Here is an 18826-nt window from a genome sequence, read left to right on the forward strand (position 1 = left end):
CCGCCCCGCCCGCCCGTGCCGCCCAGGCCACCGACCGGTTGCGCGGTGATGACCACCGCTTTGGTGGTCCCGGCGCCGATGCCACCGCCGTTGCCGCCTTGCCCTCCGGCACCGAACAGGGAGGCGGCTCCGCCGGACCCGCCGAAACCGCCCGAGCCCGCATAGCCCGCCGCCATAGCACCGGCGCCTCCGTCACCGCCGGCACCGCCGTTGCCTCCGATCCCGCCGTTGCCCAGAATCAGTCCCCCCGAACCGCCTTCACCGCCCTGAGCGCCGACACCACCATTGCCGCCGGTGTTGGTGCCGGCGCCGCCATTCCCGCCGGCTCCGCCGCTGCCTCCGAATGCAGCGTTGCCGAACAGTCCCGTCGTCCCACCGGCGCCACCGGCGCCGCCGTGGCCGCCAGGGTTGCCGCTGACCAGGGTGGCGGCGCCGGCGCCGTCACCCCCGGTGCCACCGGCTCCGCCAGACCCCGGAGTTCCGTACAGCAAGCCGCTCTGTCCGCCTTGGCCGCCCTGACCGCCATAGCCGCCAACGCTGTTGATCAGAGCGGACGTCGAATCGCCCTGTCCCCCAGCGCCTCCGGCGCCTCCGGCGCCTCCGTACCCGAACAGTGCAGCCCCGGCGCCCCCGGCACCGCCGGATCCGCCGACGCCGCCGGCGGAGAGGATCGTCTGACCGGGGCCGGGCAGCGGCGCCGCGCCGCCGGTCCCACCGGCACCGCCGGCACCGCCGGCACCGTACAACAGACCCGCGCCACCGCCGTTGCCGCCCGCGCCGCCGCCCGACCCGACGATACTGCCGGTGACCGGTAGGCCACCATTTCCGCCTGCGCCTCCGAAACCGCCGTTGCCCCAGAGCAATCCGCCGTTGCCGCCGGCTCCACCGGTGGGTCCGGTGCCGCCGGCCAGCGTGGCGTTGCCCGCCGCACCGCCGTTGCCGCCGTTGCCGATCAAGCCGGCGCTACCCCCGTTGCCACCGCTCTGGTTGGTGCCGCCCGAGCCGCCGTTGCCGCCGTTGCCCCACAGCAGACCGCCGTCACCGCCGCTCTGCCCGGTCCCACTCAACCCGTCGGCGCCGTTGCCGATCAGCGGTCGTCCGAGCAGCAACCGGGTGGGCGCGTTGATCAGATCGAGCAGACCTTCGGTCACCGATTGCGCCGCAAGCGGCATGGCGTTGGCGGCCTCCGCCACGGCATAGGTACCCGCACCCGAGCAGAGCGCCTGGACGAAGTGCCGATGAAACGCCGCCGCCTGGACGCTCAGCGACTGGTACGTCCGGGCGTGCGTGCCGAACAGCGCCGCGATCGCCGTTGACACCTCATCGGCGCCGGCGGCGCTCAGCGCTGTCGTCGGGGCGGCTGCGGCCGCGTTGGCGGCGGTGAGCGACGAGCCCAGGCACTCCAGATCCGAGGCCGCTGCTTCCACCAACTCCGGCGCCGCGAAAAGATACGACACAATGCCTCCGCCCAAGCCGTCATGGAATTCCGGCACAGGGTAACGCTCCGCGATCCACAGCCGGCGTATTTGCGAGGCCCGCCGTGGCGTGTGATCAGAGGATTGCTTTGACGTCCTTCGCGCGCGCGATCTCGTCCCAGTCCACATCGAGCTCGAGCAATATTTCCTCGGTGTGCTGGCCGTGTTCGGGCGCACGGGTCGGATCAGGCGGGGTCTCGTCGAATTGCACAGGGGCAGCGACGATCCGGTAGGTCTCGCCGTGGTCGTCGATATTGGTGATGACGTAGCCGTTGGGTTCCACCTGCGGGTCGTTGAGGGTCTCGCGCGGTGTCGCCAGGGCACCCCACACTCCCGGTTCGTCGCGCAGCACCTGCCGCCAGTGGGCGAGGTCATGCCCGGCAAAAGCTTTGGCGAAGATGGCGGTGGCTTCGGCGGCGTTGGCGATCAGGTTGGCCGACGGCACGAACCGCTCGTCGTTGGCCAACTCAGCCAGCCCCATGCGGCGGCAGAAACCCGCCCAGAATTTGTCAGGCTGCAAAAAGACCAGCTGAATCCACCTGTCATCTCTGGTCTTATACCGGGCCACCAGCGGGTTGATAGCCAATCCCGGTGGCGCCCCCGGGATTCCATCGATGTCGAAGAGGTCCGCAACCGAGATCGACGGTGCGATGGCCCACATCGCCTGGGCCAGCAGGGACGAGTCGACGATGCTGGGTTCTCCGGTCCGCTCGCGGTGGAACAGGGCAGCGCACACTCCGCCGGCCAGCGTCGCCCCGCCTTGCAGGTCACCGAACGCCGGTCCCTGAACCGCCGGGTTCTCGGTGCCGAAGGGTGTCAGCGTGTACGCCACACCGCCGCGGGCGAGATAGGTCGCCGCGTCGAAGCCGCCGCGGTCGCGATCCGGGCCACGTACCCCGAGCCCGGTGCCCCGGGCAATGATGATCCGGGGATTGAACGAGCGGATGTCTTCGACGGTCAGCCGCGCACGCTCGAGCGCACCGGGCAACCAGTTGGTCAGAAACACATCCGCCGACGCCAGCAGCCGCCCGAACAACTCCCGGCCGGTCTCGGTCTTGATGTCGATGGCGATGCTGCGCTTGCCCCGGTTGCTCAGCTCAAGAATGAAGTCGACGTCGGCGCGCGCCGCCTGGCGGGTGAAACCGCCAACTACCAACGCCCGACCGGGATCACCGGAGCTGACACCTTCGACTTTGATGACGTCGGCGCCCCAGTCCGCCAGGGCGACTCCGGCGGACGGAACGTACGTCCAGGACGCCAACTCGACAACCCGAACACCGCTGAGCATGCCCGCCATCGCCAACCCCCTCGGTCGCGCGCCGCATTCCTTGCTATTTTAGATATTCTAGCTACTGTAAGGCATATTGGTAGCCCGACCGCGGCCATGCCCGCTCGAGCACGGCCGCTCGTGGGAGAGATGCGATGGAAGCCGGCCACTGGTCAGATCCCCGAACCTTGGCGACGGCGAAAAACGTTAGGCCACAGCGCCGATCGCGCAGACTGACACCGGGGTAGGGGGCAAAGTGGGCCGAGTGACCGGAAAGGTAGCCGTCATCAGCGGTGCCGCGCGGGGGCAGGGGCGATCCCATGCGCGGATGCTGGCGGCCGAGGGCGCCGACATCATCGCGGTCGACCTGTGCGAAGACATCGAGACCAATGAATATCCGCTCGCCAGGCGCGAAGACCTCGACGAGACCGCACGACTGGTGGAGAAGGAAGGGCAACGGGTCCATGCTTCCGTGGCCGACGTCCGTGACCGTGCCGCGCTGGCGGCCGCCATCGACGATGGCGTAGCCGAATTCGGCCATCTGGACATCGTGGTCGCGAACGCCGGCATCTGCCCCCTGACCGCGGGCCTGCCGCCCCAGGCCTTCGCCGATGCCGTCGACGTCGATCTCGGCGGTGTGCTCAACCTGGTGCACGTCAGCCTCAAACACCTGCACGCCGGTGCGTCCATTATCGTCATCGGCTCCAACGCCGCGTTCATGTCGTCGATGAACACCACCGGCATCGACGGCGGGCCCGGCGGGGCTGGTTACGCTTTCGCCAAAATCGCTGCGGCGCACTATGTGAACGACTTCGCGCGGGCACTGGCGCCGTTCTCCATCCGGATGAACGCGGTGCACCCCACCAATGTCAACACCGACATGCTGCACAGCGCGCCCATGTACCGGGCGTTCCGGCCCGACCTGCCCAATCCGACCCGCGCGGATGCCGAACCGATCTTCCCGTTGGTTCAGGCGATGCCGGTGCCCTACGTGGAGCCCGAAGACATCAGCGAGGCAGTGCTGTTTCTGGCTTCTGATGCGGCCCGCTACATCACCGGTCAGCAGCTGCGGGTCGATGCCGGCGGATTCCTCAAAGTCAAACCCTGGTCAGGCTCGTAACCCTGCCTTGCAACGGAACTGGAGGCATCGGGTGAACGAGCGGCGGCTCTACGAACTGATGGTGTTGATGAAGCTGGCCGACGACCGGCTGTCCAAAGGAATCGGCACCGGGGAGTTCATGTGCGTGTACTGGCCATCGCGCGGACAGGAAGCCATCGCGGCGGCGATGGGTGTGGCGCTGCGACCCGACGATCAACTGGTGACCACTTACCGGGGGCTGCATGATCTGATCGGCAAAGGCGTGCCGTTGGAAGAGATTTACGGCGAGATGATGGGCCGCGTCGTCGGGGCCGGCCGAGGCAAGGGCGGCACCATGCACATCGCCAACCCCGCCAAAGGGGTGATGCTTTCCACCGGGATCGTCGGAGCGGGCCCCCCGGTGGCCGTCGGCCTGGCCATGGCCGCCAAACGCAAAGGCCTGGACCGGGTTACGGCGGTCAGCTTCGGAGACGGCGCCACCAACACGGGATCGTTCCACGAGGCCGCGAACATGGCCGCCCTATGGGACCTGCCGCTGGTCTTCGTGTGTCAGAACAACCTCTTCGCCGAAATGACGCCGACGACCGACACCATGAAGATCGCGCGGGTCGCCGACCGCGCCGCGGGCTACGGAATGCCGGGTGTGCGCGTCGACGGCAACGATCCTCTGGCGGTCCACTCGGCCCTGGTGCAGGCGCTGGACCGGGCCCGTGGCGGCGGCGGGCCCACGCTCCTCGAATGCGTCACGTTCCGCTTCCGCGGGCACTACTTCGGCGATCGGATGCCGTATATCCCCAAAGACCAGCTGGCCGACGCGTTGGCCGCTGACCCGGTGCCGCGCTTCCGCAGCCGGCTGGAGGCGGCGGGCATCTGCGACACGGACGAACTCGATCGCATCGACGCCGAGGCGCAGGCCGCCGTGGAGGTGGCGCTGCGCACGGTACTGGCTGCCGATCCACCGTCGATCGACGAACTGGACCGGGACGTGTACGCAACCCCGATCCAGTTCCCCGGGTAAGGATTGCGCTGGTTATGGACGAAAAAGAGATGACCATGCGCGAGGCCCTCAACCTCGCGCTGGACCAGGCGCTGCAGGCCGACGACCGGGTGTTCCTGCTCGGTGAGGACATCGCGGACCCGGGCGCGTCCGGCCCCACCGCGGGCTTGTCGACGAAATACGGCCACGACCGGGTACTGGACACGCCGATTTCGGAAGCCGCGATCGTCGGCGCGGCGATCGGTGCCGCGATCGACGGGCTGCTGCCGGTGGCCGAAATCATGATCATGGATTTCATCGGCATCGCCGCCGACCAGCTGATCAACAACGCCGCCAAGCTGCGGTTCATGACCGCGGGGCGCACGACGGCCCCCATCACCATCCGGACCCAGGTGTACGCGGGGCTGGCCACCGGCGCCACGCACTCGCAGTCGCTGGAAGCCTGGTTCATGCACATTCCCGGGATGAAGGTCATCGTGCCGTCCACTCCGCGCGACGGCAAAGGCCTGCTCACCTCGGCCATCTTCGACGAGGACCCGTGCCTGTTCGTCGAGACAATCCGGCTGCAGGGCCGTAAAGGCTTGGTTCCGGTGCATCCGGGCTTTGCGATTCCCTTGGGGCAGGCCGACATCAAGCGCGCCGGCACCGATGTGACCCTGATCAGCTACGGGCGCGCCGTGCACGACGCGCTGGCCGCGGCGGCCTCCCTTGCGGCGCAGGGCGTCAGCGCAGAGGTGGTCGATCTGCGAACCTTGCTCCCGCTCGACGTCGAGACCATCGTCGAATCCGCCCGTCGCACCCGGCGAGTCGTGATCGTGCATGACGCGGTCCAGTTCGCCGGTCCGGGAGCCGAGATCGCCGCAATCCTGTCGGCCGAGCTGTTCGGCGAACTGGCCGCACCGGTTCAGCGCCTCGGCGCCAGGTTCGTGCCCAATCCGGCCGCGGCCGGCCTCGAGGCGCAGGTCTACCCCTCACCGGCGCAGATCGTGGCGGCCGCGCAGCGCACCCTGGAGAAAGCCAAAGTGCATGGCTGAGTTCATCATCCGGATTCCACGGGTATCGGTCGCCGTGTCCGAGGCCGAGCTCACCGAGCTGCTGGTAAGCGGCGGCGACTATGTGGAAGAAGGCACCCCGATCTACGTCATCGCCACCGAAAAGGTGGAACAGGAAATCGAAGCCGGCGCGTCGGGCACCGTGCGCTGGACGGCGGAGATCGGCACAACGTATGACATCGGCACCGAAATCGGCGTTATCACTTCATCCTGAAAGGTAATGAAAAGTCATGGACCTCAATGAGACTCGCGAAAGAATCATCTACGAAAAACAAGGCCCCATCGCCCGCGTCACGCTGAACTGGCCGGAGAAGGCCAACGCCCAGGACCAGAAGCTGGCCGAGGAGGTCGACGCCGCGCTGCTGGACGCCGACCGTGACTACGACATCAAAGTGCTGATCCTCAAGGCCAACGGCAAGGGCTTCTGCTCGGGACACGCCATCGGCAACAACGCCGTGGATTACCCGGCGTTCGTCGAAGGCGCAAAGGTGATGGGTACGCCGTGGAAGCCGCAGACGGATCTGTTCGTCAAGCCGGTGATGAACCTGTGGGAGTTTTCCAAACCGACCATCGCGCAGGTGCACGGTTACTGCGTGGGAGGCGGGACGCACTACGGGCTGACCACCGACATCGTCATCGCGGCGGAGGACGCGTACTTCTCCTACCCACCGCTGCAGGGTTTCGGCATGCCGTCCGGTGAATGCTCAATCGAGCCCTGGGTGTTCATGAACTGGCGGCGGGCGGCGTACTACCTGTATCTCGCCGAGGTCATCGACGCCAAGAAGGCGCTGGAAGTCGGGCTGGTCAACGAGGTGGTGCCGCGCGAGCAGCTCGACGACCGCGTCGAGGCCATCGCCCGTCACATCGCCCAGGCTCCGATGACGACGTTGCTGGCGACCAAAGCGAACCTCAAGCGGGCGTGGGAGCTGATGGGCATGCGGGTGCACTGGCAGAGTTCGAATGACCTTGTCGCCCTTGCCTCCATCAGCAAGGACGTCCAGGAACTGATCCAGACCGTGTTTCGGGACAAGGTGCTCCCGTCCGAGCAGGCCCGGCGCCAGGCCGCCGCGGCCGCCACGACCGACGGCGCCGGCAGCTAGATTCCGCCGGTGAATATCGCCGATCACGCGAGAACCGCGCCACAGTCGCCGGCACTGATCGCCGACGGCGGCGCGATCTCCTTCGGTGAGTTGTACGACCGCAGCCGGCGGGTCGCCGCGGCGCTGCACGAAGCCGGGTTGCGCCGCGGCGACGGCGTCGCGCTGGTTCTGCCGAACCGGCCGGAATTCTTCGAAATCACCTGGGGGGCACAACTTTCCGGGCTCTACTACACCGCCGTCAACACCCACTTCACGCCGGACGAGGTCGCGTATGTGATCGGGGACTCCGAGGCGAAGGCGGTCTTCGTCGACGCGTCGATGGGCCACCTGGCAGTCCGCATCCGCGAGGTGAATGACTCGGTGCGTGTGCATCTGGCGGTAGGGGGCGGGTTGCCGGGATGGCGGGCCTACGAGGAGGCACTGGCGTCCGCGGGTGCGGCCCCACTCGCGAGCGACGGGTCGGAGATGCTGTACTCGTCAGGCACCACCGGCCGGCCCAAGGCGGTGCGCCGCCCACTGCCGGTGGACGGCAACGGCTCTTGGGCGCAGGCGGTGCTGGAGATGGCGCTGATTCACAAGTACGGGATGACGCCGTCGGATGTGTACCTGTCCCCCGCGCCGCTGTACCACGCGGCCGGCGTCAACTACACCATGGCGGTCAATCGCGTGGGGGCGGCGTCGATCATCATGGAGAAGTTCGACGCCGAAACGGTGCTGCGGCTGATCCAGGAATACCGGGTCACTCACGCCCAGTTCGTGCCGACCATGTTTGTACGGATGCTGAAGTTACCCGAGGCGGTGCGCAGCCGGTACGACGTGTCCAGTCTGCGGTGCGTAATTCACGCGGCCGCCCCGTGTCCGGTGGACGTCAAGCATCAGATGATGGACTGGTTCGGCCCCGTTATTCACGAATACTATGGCGGCACCGAAGGATTCGCCGGCACCACGATCAGCCCGCAGGAGTGGCTGACACACCCGGGGTCGGTAGGGATCCCGATGACCCCGGTGCATGTCGTCGGAGAGGACGGCGCCGAACTGCCCGTCGGCGAGGCCGGTGAACTGTACTTCGAAGGCGGCCCGGACTTCGAGTACTTCAAGGACCCCGCCAAGACCGCCTCGGTGTACAACGAACATGGCTGGCGCACCCTGGGGGACGTGGGTTACCTCGACGCGGAAGGCTATCTCTACCTGACCGATCGCTCGACTTTCATGATCGTCTCCGGTGGGGTCAACATCTATCCGCAGGAAGTGGAGAACCTGTTGGTCATGCACCCGAAACTTGTTGACGCCGCAGTCTTCGGGGTGCCGAACGCCGAGTTCGGCGAAGAGGTCAAGGCGGTCGTACAACCGATGCCCGGTATCGCGCCGAGTGCCGGCCTCGAGGCCGAGCTGATCGAATACTGCCGCAGCAATCTGGCCACCTACAAGTGTCCTCGCAGCATCGAATTCGCCGATGAGTTGCCACGGGACCCGAACGGAAAGCTGTACAAGCGGCGCATCCGCGACACGTATTGGCAGGACCGGATGTCCCGGATCGTATGAACCGCGCAACCAACGGAGTAGAGCCATGGACCTGAACTGGGCGCCGCTTCCGGTGCCGTGGGCGGTGCAGTCCGCTGACCGAATCCCCAAGCAGCGGTACTACGATCCGGAGTTCTACGAGCTGGAGAACCAGAAATTCTGGCCACGGGTGTGGCAGATGGCGTGCCGGCTCGAGGAGATTCCGAAATCCGGCGACTTCGTCGAATACGAGATTCTCGACCAATCCGTCATCGTGGTGCGCCTCGACGCCGAGAACGTGCGTGCCTACCACAACGCGTGCCGCCACCGCGGGGTGAAGTTGGTGGAGGGCAACGGTTCCCGTCGTAGCTTCGTCTGCCCCTTCCACGGCTGGTGCTGGGGGCTGGACGGACGCAACACGTTCGTGTTGCGCGCGGAGGCTTTCGAGGAGCACAACCTCGAGGCCGACGACTTGGCGTTGGTGCCGGTGCGCTGCGAACTGTGGGGTGGGTGTGCGTGGATCAACCTCGACGGTGACGCGCCGCCGTTGCGCGACTGCTTCGAGCCGTTCGCCTCCATCTACGACGCCTGGAAGGTGGAGTCGCTGCGCACCGAGTGGTGGCAGTCGTGCCGTCTTCCGGTGAACTGGAAGCTGGCGACCGAGGCCTTCATGGAGGGGTATCACGTTCCGCAAACCCATCCCCAGTTGCTGCCGTCATCGCAGCCTGTCAGGTCCACGCCGCCAGGGGTGGTCCAAACGAGTCTGCATTTCATGCGTACTCTCGGCGAGGGCATGGCAGGCATGACCCACGAGAACGACATCCGTATCGCCGAGGGCCTGCAGAACATCGAATTGCCCAGCGATCCTGCCGAGGCGATGGCGGTGTGGAAGAGCACCCTCAATGACGCCGTCGTCGCCTGGCACCGGGCCCGAGGCTGTGACATGCCCGACCTCAACGGCTTACAACGCCGCGGCATCGTGGATGCTGTCGGTTTCTGCTTTCCGCACTACTTCCTGCTGCCGCAGTACAGCAGCGCCTCGTCGTACCGGATTCGCCCGCTCGGTCCCGAGGAGACCCTGTTCGAGATCTGGTCGCTCACCCGCATCCCGCCGGAGCAGGTCACCGGCAAGCCGGTGCCGCCAGAACCCATGGCGCCCGACGACCCGCGCTGGCCGCCGATCCCGGCTCAGGACTTCTCCAACCTGCCCCGACAGCAAAAAGGTCTGCACTCCCGCGGATTCGAGTTCATGCGCCTGTCCAGCCAGATCGAGGGGCTCATCTCGAACTTCGAGCGCGTCATCGACGGCTTCCTGGCCGATCTGCCCTATGCGGCTCTGGTGCCGGCGATCCAGAAGACCAACACCACCATTGACGTGCCGATCGCCGACCTCGGCTTCACTCAGGAGGTAGCGCGGTGAGCACCGACTGGGATCGCAGTGTCGACCTGTTGATCGCGGGCAGCGGCGGCGGTGGCATGGTGGCGGGTCTGGCCGCGCTCGATGCCGGCCTGCAACCCTTGATCGTCGAAAAGCAGCCTCTGGTAGGCGGATCCACGGGACTGTCCGGCGGAATCGTCTGGATGCCCAACAACCCGTTGATGCGGGCGGACGGCATCGCCGACTCACACGAGGATGGCCTGGCCTACCTGGCCGATGTCGTGGGTGACATCGGTGCGGCCTCCTCCCCCGCGCGCCGGGAGATGTTTCTGACCGCCGGTTACGAGATGCTCAATTTCCTGCTCCGCAAGGGTGTCCGGATGATCCGCTGCGCCGGCTGGAGCGATTACTACCCAAATCACAAGGGCGGCAACGAGTCCGGCCGCGCCGTCGAAGGGATCCCGTTCGACGCCGCCGAACTCGGAGCCTGGCACGACAAGGTACAGCCGTCGCTGGCCAAGAACTACGGCTACGTCGTGCTGACCAATGAACTGCGCTCCGTTCAGTACTTCAACCGCTCACCGCGCGCATTCGCGGTGGCTGCCAAGGTGTTTGCGCGTACCAGGGCGGCCCGAATCGCACGACGCCAGATTCTGACCAACGGCGCGTCGTTGATCGGCCAGATGCTCAAGGTGCTCATCGACCTCAGCGACGGCCAGCCGCCGCTGTGGGTCAACGCCGCGATGGAGGACCTGATCGTCGAGGACGGCCGGGTCGCCGGTGCCCGGATCGTCCGCGACGGCGTCGTGCAGAACGTGGAGGCGCGCAAGGGAGTGTTGTTGGCCGCGGGCGGCTTTGGCCACAATCCTGAGATGCGCCGCCGGTACAGCGGTGAGCAGCCCAACGAGGGGCAGTGGTCGATCGCCAACGCCGGCGACACCGGCGAGGTCCTTCAGACCGCGATGCGCCTGGGGGCCAAAACCGACCTCCTCGACGAGGCCTGGTGGCTTCCATCGGTGTTCATCGCCAATGGCGGCGCCGCCGCCGCCTCGCTGGGGTCAGGACGGCAGCGCCCCGGCGCGATCTACGTGGACTCCGGCGGCCGGCGGTTCTGCAACGAGTCGAACTCGTATGTGGAAGTCGGCAAGGCGATGTACGCGAACAAGGCGGTGCCGTGCTGGATGATCTTCGACGACGGGTACGTACGCCGCTATGTCGCGGGCACCAACCCGGTCAAGCGCGAGCACCTGCCTCCGGAACTGGTCGAGAGCGGAGCCGTCAAGCGGGCAGAAACACTCACCGACCTCGCCCGCCAGATCGGCCTACCAGCCGAGGAATTGGTGCGAACGGTCCAGCGCTTCAACACATTCGCCGCCAAAGGACTGGACCCCGACTTCGGTCGGGGGCAATCCGCCTATAACGACTGTCTCGGCGATCCCGGGTATCGGCCCAATGCCGCGGTGGGGCCGCTCGACCGGGCGCCCTACTACGCGACCCGGGTGCTGCCGGCCGATGTGGGAACGTGCGGCGGCGTGCTCACCAACGAGCACGCGCAGGTTCTCGATCAGCAGGACCGGGTGATCGAAGGGCTCTATGCGACCGGCAACACCACCGCGACCGTCATGGGCCGGACGTATCCGGGCGCCGGCGCGAGCATCGCGAGCTCCATGGTGTTCGGGTATGTCGCCGCCCGCCATGCCGCCGGCCGCGCGGTGGCCGGGCACCATTGATGCCGAGCAGACGTGAAAGCCCCCCTTTTCGGCACGAAAAGGGGGGCTTCACGTCTGCTCGCCGGGATGGCCCTCGATGAAATCGCGGGGCTTCATGCCCGACTGCATGAGCTCCGCGCGGCGCGCCTGCACATCGGAGGCCGCGCCCACCATGTTCGTCAGGATGTGACTGACCTGAAGGTGTACCCGCATCCCCATCAGCTCCCAGGCGCGCTTGACGTTGTTCTTCACCGCCATCAGCGTCGTCAGCGGGATCTGGGCAATCTTGTGCGCCATCTCCTCGACGGTGTCCTCGAGGTCTTCGCGCGCAACCACCTTGTTGAGCAGGCCCCACTCGAGTGCCTGCTGGGCCGAGAGCGTCGGGGCCAGCAGCAGCCAGTCCATGGTGCGATGCCAGTTCATCAGCAACCAGGGCTCGATCATCGTGTGACCGCCTGGTTCACCGAGGCTTTGCGCCAGCGGCATCTGAAAATACGCGTCCTCGGACGCCACGCAGAAATCGGTCAGCAACCCGAGGTAGATCCCGCCGCCCATGCAGTACCCGTGGATCTGGGAGATGGTCGGCTTCGGAAACTCCCACAGATACAAGGTCGGCCACAAGAACAGATCGGCGGTGCCTTTGTACAGATCCTCGAAGGTGTCTCCGAAGTCGGGATAGGGATTCTCTTCCGGTCCCCACCGGGCCACATGTCCCCCGCAGAAGCCCTTGCCGTTGGCTTTGAGGATGACGACCTTGATGTCCTTGTCGCGGTCGGCTTCTCGCAGACACGTGTCGACTTCGGTAACCAGCACTGCGTCTTTGGTGTTGGCCTTCTCGACACGGTTGAGAATGATGCGCGCGATCGGTGGTTCGCGCTCGTAGATGATCGCTTGCAGGACGCGCCGCTCCATGGTGCCGACACTACCCGACGGGGGGTGCTGGCTACAGCGATCGGCTGATGACTTCTGTCATGATTCCGCTTGTGCCACCGAGGATCTTGCGGTCTCAAGCACGCGCCACCAGCCATGCATGACCGCCGGCTTCGCCCGCCGCCAGCACGTCGAGTTCACCGAATGCCGCAAGCAGTTCCCCTCGAGCGGCCCGGTACGGCCCCGGTTCGGCGTCCACCTCGCTGAGGGTGCAGATCGCCAACACCCCACTGGGTGCGACGCGTGCGATCAGCGCTCGGTCGAGTCGACGGTCACGAAAGTTGTTGCACAGCAGCACGTCCACCTGGGGACCCGCCGGCAGGCCTGCGTCGAGGTCCGCGATGTCGAACCGGCAGCGCCGATCAAACCCGTGAGAGCGGGCAAGGTCTCGCGCCGCAGCGATGGCCACCTCAGAGATGTCCACACCCCACACGTCCAGTCCACGGCTTGCCAACCACACCGAGCCGAGTCCCTGCCCGCACGCGACGTCGAGGGCACTTCCCATCGTAGGGATCCGGTCGATATGCGGCCGCAGGAAACCCGGCGGTGCGACCGCGGCAGGCTGCGCCGGACCCTGCTGCGCATAGCGCTCGTCCCACCGGCGCCGATCCTGCTCGCTCACCCACTAGAGGCTACTGGCCGACTTGTTCTGGACAGTTGTCTACGTTCGCGCGCCCGGTTTTCTAGACTGAACTGGTGTCTAGAAAAGCGGCATCTCCCGCGACCGCCACGACCGCCTCGCGCCGGTCTGACCGGCGGCCGGGACAGACGATCCGCAAAGTCCTCGACGCCGGGCTGGAGGAGCTACGGGAGTCGTCTTACGCCAACCTGACGATGCGTGCGGTGGCGCAGCGCGCAGGGGTGTCGCCGGCCAGCGCCTACACCTACTTCTCGTCGAAGAGCGCCCTGGTCGCCGCGGTCTATCTGCGGTTCTTGCGGGAGCTGCCGCTGCACACCGACGTCAACGACACCACCAAGACGCGGGTCAGCGCGACAATGCGGGATATGGCACTGGTGGTCGCCGACGAGCCGGAACTCACCGCCGGGTGCGGAACCGCGCTGATGGCCGATGATCCCGCTGTGGCCCCGTTGCGGGTGGAGATCGCCGATGAGGTGGCGCGCCGGATCGGCGCCGCCCTGGGACCCGGCTGGCCGCGATCGGTCAAGTCCACCCTGCAGATGACGTTCGCCGGGGCACTGATGACCGCCCGCTTCCTGACCTACCCGGAGATCGCGGGCCAGCTCGACGAGGCGGTGAACCTCATCCTGGGCGCTTCCGTCGCCTGATATGCCTGCGAGGTGATTACACCGGGGTCAGCGGTAGCGACTTGCGCGGCTGGAAGACGAAGGTGGAACCGCCACTGAACTTGGCCACCGATACTTCGGAGAATTCCTTTGTCGCCGTGTTGGTTTCGGTGATCACTGCCGTCCATTCGGTGGGACTGCCGTCGATGTCGACATGCAGATGCGGGTCTACCGCGAAGGCGATCGCCTGCAACGGTGCCACGGCCTCCGGCGACACCAGCGACGGCCACGCCTGATCCTCGTGGGCCGGCGACGGGCGCAGATGGACTCGGTCTCCCCCGAAGTCGGCCAGCACGTAGACGGCCGGGTTGAACAGCGGGTGCAATTCCATCACCCGCACCGCACCCTCGACTCCGCCCGGCAGATTGAGCGCGTGGTGAATGCGCTCACCGGCCAGCCCGGCCAGTCCGACCAGCTGCTTGGTGGCGATCGAACGCGCCAGCGCGACGTCGTCACCGGCCCGTTTGTGCACCGCCAAGGCGAAGGACAGGTAGAGCAGATGCATCTGCAGGCAGACTTCGTCGGCGAGGCGGACCAGCGCCGAGTGCGAGAAGGCGCCGAAGTCGAAGTCGGACAGCAACGGGCCGGAATAGTCGGCCTGGCCAGGCTGCGTCTCGTCGATCGGGTCCAGCCCGGTGGTGGCGGCCCGGGTCCGGCCGACAATCGCCAGTTCCGGGATGAAGCCCACCTCGGGGTGGGAATCATCGATGATCACCGTCCACGCGCAGTGCGGTTTCCGGTCGGCCGGTATCCGGGGTGGGCGGTGGACGGGCCGGACCTGAGCGCGGCGATTGGTCGCCAGCGCGGTGGCGTCGAACGTCGGGTCCTCGATGTCGTGACACATTCCGCGCACGTAATCCTCGCCCATCGGCTCGACATCCAGCAGCGCACCGCAGTGGTCGAGGTGGAACTCACCGTGCCAGCGGTCGTGCACTGTGTAGCGGAAATCCATGAACTGGGGCGGTGCGCCGATGTCGAGTTGCAGACCCTTGAAGATGGTGATGACGTCGTCGCCCTCGAAGCGCAGCGCCCGCTGCATCCGCTTGGTGTACAGCGGACTCGCCCCGGCCCATTCTTCGATCGCAATCTGCAGCATCTCTTCGCGACCGAATTGTTGTATGCACCAGGCCATTCCGGAGCGATCGATCATCTGCCCGATCAGCAGCAGCTCCGGCACCAGGGTGGTGAGCTGCGCACGGGTTAGGGCGGCGTACCTGCTCGTCAACAGCGGTCCTCCGTCGGCAACTCGGCCCGTCCACGGGGCATCTGACCCGAAAAAGTGGACAGGTGTCTGATTACGCTCTCGACTGTAGCGAGCCGACGCGGATTCGGCAAGAACCCGCCCGTTGCAGGCCAGTGCCGGCCCGCGCGGGCGCGGGCGCGCACCTCCGCTGACCTGGCGAGGCTTCGTCAAGGTACCGCAGCGGCCACTGTTCTGGACAGATGTCCAGTTAGCAACCCACTGCGACGTCCTGGGTCCTCAGGCGTGGCGTGCCGCCTCCTGAACGAGTTGGACCCGCGAGGCGATGCCCAACTTGGTGTAGATGTGGGTGAGGTGAGCCTGGACAGTCCGGGGCGACACGAACAGCCGCGTGGCAATGTCCTTGTTGGCCAGGCCGTCACAGACCAGGCGCGCCACATCGCGCTCGGCCGGGGTCAGTGACTGCCAGCCGCTGGCTGGCCGTTTGCGCTGGCCGCGGCCGCGCTGTGCGTAGGCGATGGCTTCGTCGACGGACAGCGCCGCACCCTCGGCCCACGCGGCATCGAAGTCCTTCTCTCCCATCGCATTCCGCAACGATCGCACCGAATCCTGATAGGCGGCTTCGTGAATCTTGAACCGCGTCAGCCCGGTACGCTCCCGAATCGCCTGCGCCGCGCCGAACAGCCGTGCCGCCCCGGCCCGGTTACTGATGTCCTCGCCGGGACCCAGGCCGGCGAGAACCTCGATGATGTCGGGGATGTTGAGGTGCACACCGCTGGTGACCGCGCACACCAGCGCGTCATGGGCATCACGCTCGGCGTCGTCGGGTGCTCCGGCCGCGATGGCGACCCTGGCGCGGACCACCAGTGCAGCCACTCGATGCCAGTGCACGGCCACCTCGACCGCCCGGTTCGCCCAGTCTCGGGCCTGGTCGAGATCGCCTCGGGCCAAGGCGACTTCCACGGAGTTGAAGACCCGTTGTGCGTCGGCCATCTCCGGCTGGGCCACCCGCAGACCCAGCCAGGCCGCTTCACTCGCCTGCGCGGCTGTCTCGAGGTCGCCGGCCGCCAGGCTCGCTTGCGATAGCTGAGCGTTAGCCAGACCGACGAAGAACTCCCCCAGCGCGGCGGCGCCGTCCAATGCCTCCCGAGCCGTTGCGAGGGCCGCGTCGACGTCTCCGTGATAACCGAGCGCGATGCCCAAGCCCGTCAGGGCCATGGGCCTGTGCAACTCGTCGTGGGCCTGCTCGCACTCGGCCCGGACCTCTCTGAATTGGGCCAAGGCGGCGACCAGGTCGCCCTGCAACATGTGCGCCCAACCGATCCCATTCCGGCTGAGCCGCGAGTTGCCCCGATCGCCGATGGCATCGGCGAGATCTCGTCCTTCCAGCCCGGCCGCTCCGGCGTACACCGGATCACCGAGGCCCATCCCCGTGTTGGCCTGCCATGCCAGGATCTGGCTCAATACCCACTTGTCATCCAGCGCCCGGGCCAACTCGAGGGCCTCCGAGTAGTAAGTGGCGGCCGCCGCGACGTCGTAGCGAGCGCCCGCGATGTAGCCGGACGCGGTGAGCGTCCTGGCGAGCAGGGCCGGGTTCTCGAGTTCCCGGGCGATGTCGACCGCCCGTCGTACGTGCTCCAAACGTTCTTCTCCCACGTACATGTCGAGTACGGCCTTGTCGGCAAGCGCGCGCGCTCGCACGACCGGCGCAATGGCGGCAGCATGCCCGTCGGCGGGTATGACGTCGAACCAGGCCACGCCCTCGAGGATGCGGCCACGCGTCAGCCACACCGGTTGCAGCGACGAGGCCAGCGCCAGAGCCCGCTCGGCGTTCCCGGTCTCCAGGTGCCAACCGAGCGCATTGCGCAGGTTGTCCATTTCGATCTCAGCCTGCTCGAGCCGCTGCTCGTGATCGGTGCGTGCCGGAGCGTCGAGCAACGCTGCTATCGACGTGTAGTGATCGCAATGGCGCGAGCGGACGGAATCGGCTTCCCCGGAATCGCCGAGTTTTTCCAGTGCGTATTGGCGCACCGTTTCCAGCAGCCGATACCGGGTTCGTCCGCTGCTTGCGTCGGCGATCACCAGCGACTTGTCGACGAGCAGCGTCAACTGGTCGAGCACCTGATACGGCTCGACATCGCCCTGGCCGCAGACGAATTGCGCTGCTGTCAAATCGAATCCGCCGTAAAACACGGCCAGCCGACGGAACAGCACGCGTTCGGTCTCGGTGAGCAGTGCATGGGACCAGTCCACCGACGCGCGCAGCGTCTGCTGCCGGCGAACCGCGGTTCGCGATCCGCCGGTCAGCAACCGGAAGCGATCGTGCAGGCTGTCCACGATCTCGGTCAGCGACAGGGCCCGCACCCGCGCGGCCGCCAACTCGATCGCCAGCGGCATACCATCCAGGCGACGGCAGATCTCGTACACCGCCGCGCTGTTGTCCTCGGTGACGACGAAGTCGGGTCTGGCCAGGCGCGCTCGTTCGGTGAACAGGTCGATGGCTTCGTCCTGCAACGACAGCGACGGCACCTGCCAGGTCAATTCGCCGGCGATATTGACCGGTTCGCGGCTGGTGGCCAACACGGTCAGTCGCGGCGCCGTGGCCAACACCGCGGAGAGCAGTGCGGCGCTGGCCTCCAGCAGGTGCTCGCAGTTGTCGAGCACCATCAGCAATTGCCGTTCGCGGACATATCGCAGCAGTGTTTCCATCGTGGACCGGCCAGGTTGATCGGGCAGGCCCAGCGCACGGGCTACGGCCACGGGCACGACCTCGGCGGCGGTGATCGGCGCCAGGTCGACGTACCAGGCGCCATCGCTGAATTCCTGCGCGACCGCGGCGGCCACCGCGACAGCTAGGCGGGTCTTGCCGACCCCACCCGTGCCGGTCAACGTGACCAGTCGGTTGTCGTCGAGGCAGCGCCGGATGCCCTCGATCTCGGGCCGGCGTCCGACGAAACTTGTGAGCTCAGCCGGAAAGTTATGCGCCGCAATGACACTAGTGGTGCGCAGCGGCGGGAACTCGTTGCGCAGGTCTGGGTGACACAGCTGCACGACCCGTTGCGGCCGGGCCAGATCACGCAGCGGGTGGGAGCCCAGATCGTTGAGCCAGGCACCTTCTGGCAGGGAGTCGGAGACCACGTCGTCGGTTGTCCCGGAAAGCACCGTCTGACCGCCGTGCGCCAGGTCGCGCAGTCGCGCGGTCCGATTGATCGTCGGACCGACGTAGTTGCCCTCGTCGCGCAGCAGCACCTCGCCGGTGTGGATCCCGATGCGCAGACGGATAGGCGCCAGCGGGGCACACTGCAGATCCAGCGCGCAGGCCACCGCATCGGTTGCCCGCCCGAATGCAATGACGAAACTGTCACCTTCGCCCTGTTCGACCGGGCGCACACCGTCGTGGGCGGCGACGGCGGTGCTCAGTACCCGATCGAGCCGGGCCACCGCGGCTGCCATCTCGTCTGGCCGCGACTCCCACAACCACGTCGATCCCTCGACGTCGGCAAGCAGTAGGGTCACTGTTCCCGTCGGCAGCCCAGTCACACCAATGTCGCTCCACTCGGTTGTGCTCATGCTAGCCAGCATGCGGCGATCCGGATCGCAAAACATCAGCGAAATCGCCAATGGTTCCTCTCGCTCGATGCGTAGACGTGCGTTGATCCGCGGCCTGGCCGACCTCGCCGAACGTGAACTGGCTGCGAACGTCGACGCCGGATTTCGCCGTCAGTTCACGCTCGGCGTGGTGGAATCGGGTGAACGAACCGAAGGAGGACCCGGACGTGGCCGGTGTAGGACAGATCGCGCTGAACAGTGCAC

15 protein-coding genes are annotated in these 18826 nt (G+C 66.7%); 9 read left to right on the forward strand and 6 right to left on the reverse strand.

All coding sequences use genetic code 11. The features are described from left to right. On the reverse strand, positions 1 to 1457 hold a 1457-nt coding region (locus tag AWC08_RS31600), incomplete at its 3' end, for a PE family protein (RefSeq protein WP_167545009.1). Positions 1458 to 1551: 94 nt separating this feature from the next. Next, positions 1552 to 2772 (reverse strand): CaiB/BaiF CoA transferase family protein, encoded by a 1221-nt coding sequence (locus AWC08_RS31605; RefSeq protein ID WP_065134704.1) that lies wholly within the window; start codon positions 2770 to 2772, stop codon positions 1552 to 1554. A 226-nt stretch (positions 2773 to 2998) separates the two neighbouring features. Between AWC08_RS31605 and AWC08_RS31610 the strand changes: the two genes are divergently transcribed. The 8 genes from AWC08_RS31610 to AWC08_RS31645 are packed head-to-tail and all read left to right on the forward strand — an operon-like array spanning position 2999 to position 11598. Further along, positions 2999 to 3862 carry a mycofactocin-coupled SDR family oxidoreductase gene (locus tag AWC08_RS31610; protein ID WP_069433553.1) on the forward strand — a complete coding sequence of 288 codons (864 nt, stop codon included), beginning with the start codon at positions 2999 to 3001 and terminating at the stop codon, positions 3860 to 3862. Positions 3863 to 3920: 58 nt separating this feature from the next. Further along, positions 3921 to 4859, forward strand: a complete 939-nt coding sequence (locus AWC08_RS31615) for a thiamine pyrophosphate-dependent dehydrogenase E1 component subunit alpha (RefSeq protein ID WP_232007848.1) — start codon at positions 3921 to 3923, stop codon at positions 4857 to 4859. Between the two features lie 14 nt (positions 4860 to 4873). Continuing rightward, a complete protein-coding gene (locus tag AWC08_RS31620) occupies positions 4874 to 5872 on the forward strand; it encodes an alpha-ketoacid dehydrogenase subunit beta (RefSeq protein ID WP_069433551.1) in 999 nt (332 codons plus the stop codon). Beyond that, positions 5865 to 6104 (forward strand): biotin/lipoyl-containing protein, encoded by a 240-nt coding sequence (locus AWC08_RS31625; protein ID WP_069433550.1) that lies wholly within the window; start codon positions 5865 to 5867, stop codon positions 6102 to 6104. The genes AWC08_RS31620 and AWC08_RS31625 overlap by 8 nt, the downstream gene beginning before the upstream one ends. 16 nt (positions 6105 to 6120) lie before the next feature. Then, a complete protein-coding gene (locus AWC08_RS31630; RefSeq protein ID WP_065132485.1) occupies positions 6121 to 6990 on the forward strand; it encodes an enoyl-CoA hydratase/isomerase family protein in 870 nt (289 codons plus the stop codon). A 9-nt stretch (positions 6991 to 6999) separates the two neighbouring features. Further along, positions 7000 to 8532, forward strand: coding sequence for an acyl-CoA synthetase (locus AWC08_RS31635; protein ID WP_065132478.1), 1533 nt, complete (start codon positions 7000 to 7002; stop codon positions 8530 to 8532). Between the two features lie 25 nt (positions 8533 to 8557). Further along, positions 8558 to 9910, forward strand: coding sequence for an aromatic ring-hydroxylating oxygenase subunit alpha (locus tag AWC08_RS31640; RefSeq protein ID WP_069433549.1), 1353 nt, complete (start codon positions 8558 to 8560; stop codon positions 9908 to 9910). Next, on the forward strand, positions 9907 to 11598 hold the full coding sequence (locus AWC08_RS31645) for an FAD-binding protein (protein WP_069433548.1): 1692 nt from the start codon (positions 9907 to 9909) through the stop codon (positions 11596 to 11598). Before AWC08_RS31640 ends, AWC08_RS31645 begins: the two co-directional genes overlap by 4 nt. Before the next feature lie 48 nt (positions 11599 to 11646). Here AWC08_RS31645 and AWC08_RS31650 read toward each other — a convergent pair whose 3' ends face one another. Both AWC08_RS31650 and AWC08_RS31655 read right to left on the reverse strand, forming a co-directional pair. Next, the gene (locus AWC08_RS31650; protein WP_065132481.1) at positions 11647 to 12489 is read right to left on the reverse strand and encodes an enoyl-CoA hydratase-related protein; all 843 of its coding nucleotides are present in this window, start codon (positions 12487 to 12489) and stop codon (positions 11647 to 11649) included. A gap of 94 nt (positions 12490 to 12583) precedes the next feature. After that, positions 12584 to 13129, reverse strand: coding sequence for a class I SAM-dependent methyltransferase (locus tag AWC08_RS31655; RefSeq protein WP_069433547.1), 546 nt, complete (start codon positions 13127 to 13129; stop codon positions 12584 to 12586). Between the two features lie 74 nt (positions 13130 to 13203). On the opposite strand from AWC08_RS31655, the gene AWC08_RS31660 reads away from it, so the two are divergent. Then, positions 13204 to 13794 (forward strand): TetR/AcrR family transcriptional regulator, encoded by a 591-nt coding sequence (locus tag AWC08_RS31660; RefSeq protein WP_065132483.1) that lies wholly within the window; start codon positions 13204 to 13206, stop codon positions 13792 to 13794. Positions 13795 to 13810: 16 nt separating this feature from the next. Here AWC08_RS31660 and AWC08_RS31665 read toward each other — a convergent pair whose 3' ends face one another. Together AWC08_RS31665 and AWC08_RS31670 are read right to left on the reverse strand one after the other, a co-directional pair. Further along, the gene (locus tag AWC08_RS31665) at positions 13811 to 15037 is read right to left on the reverse strand and encodes a hypothetical protein (protein ID WP_069433546.1); all 1227 of its coding nucleotides are present in this window, start codon (positions 15035 to 15037) and stop codon (positions 13811 to 13813) included. Between the two features lie 255 nt (positions 15038 to 15292). Next, positions 15293 to 18583, reverse strand: coding sequence for a helix-turn-helix transcriptional regulator (locus AWC08_RS31670; protein WP_069433563.1), 3291 nt, complete (start codon positions 18581 to 18583; stop codon positions 15293 to 15295). Positions 18584 to 18826 lie beyond the last annotated feature (243 nt).

Source organism: Mycobacterium gordonae (genome assembly GCF_002101675.1).
GTDB lineage: Bacteria > Actinomycetota > Actinomycetes > Mycobacteriales > Mycobacteriaceae > Mycobacterium > Mycobacterium gordonae.

Excerpts from the sequence above, each read along its gene's own strand:
- AWC08_RS31605 (WP_065134704.1), bottom strand. The coding sequence starts at position 2,772 with ATGGCGGGCATGCTCAGCGGTGTTCGGGTTGTCGAGTTGGCGTCCTGG.
- AWC08_RS31615 (WP_232007848.1), top strand. The coding sequence starts at position 3,921 with ATGGTGTTGATGAAGCTGGCCGACGACCGGCTGTCCAAAGGAATCGGC.
- AWC08_RS31620 (WP_069433551.1), top strand. The coding sequence starts at position 4,874 with ATGGACGAAAAAGAGATGACCATGCGCGAGGCCCTCAACCTCGCGCTG.
- AWC08_RS31625 (WP_069433550.1), top strand. The coding sequence starts at position 5,865 with ATGGCTGAGTTCATCATCCGGATTCCACGGGTATCGGTCGCCGTGTCC.
- AWC08_RS31630 (WP_065132485.1), top strand. The coding sequence starts at position 6,121 with ATGGACCTCAATGAGACTCGCGAAAGAATCATCTACGAAAAACAAGGC.
- AWC08_RS31640 (WP_069433549.1), top strand. The coding sequence starts at position 8,558 with ATGGACCTGAACTGGGCGCCGCTTCCGGTGCCGTGGGCGGTGCAGTCC.
- AWC08_RS31650 (WP_065132481.1), bottom strand. The coding sequence starts at position 12,489 with ATGGAGCGGCGCGTCCTGCAAGCGATCATCTACGAGCGCGAACCACCG.
- AWC08_RS31670 (WP_069433563.1), bottom strand. The coding sequence starts at position 18,583 with ATGAGCACAACCGAGTGGAGCGACATTGGTGTGACTGGGCTGCCGACG.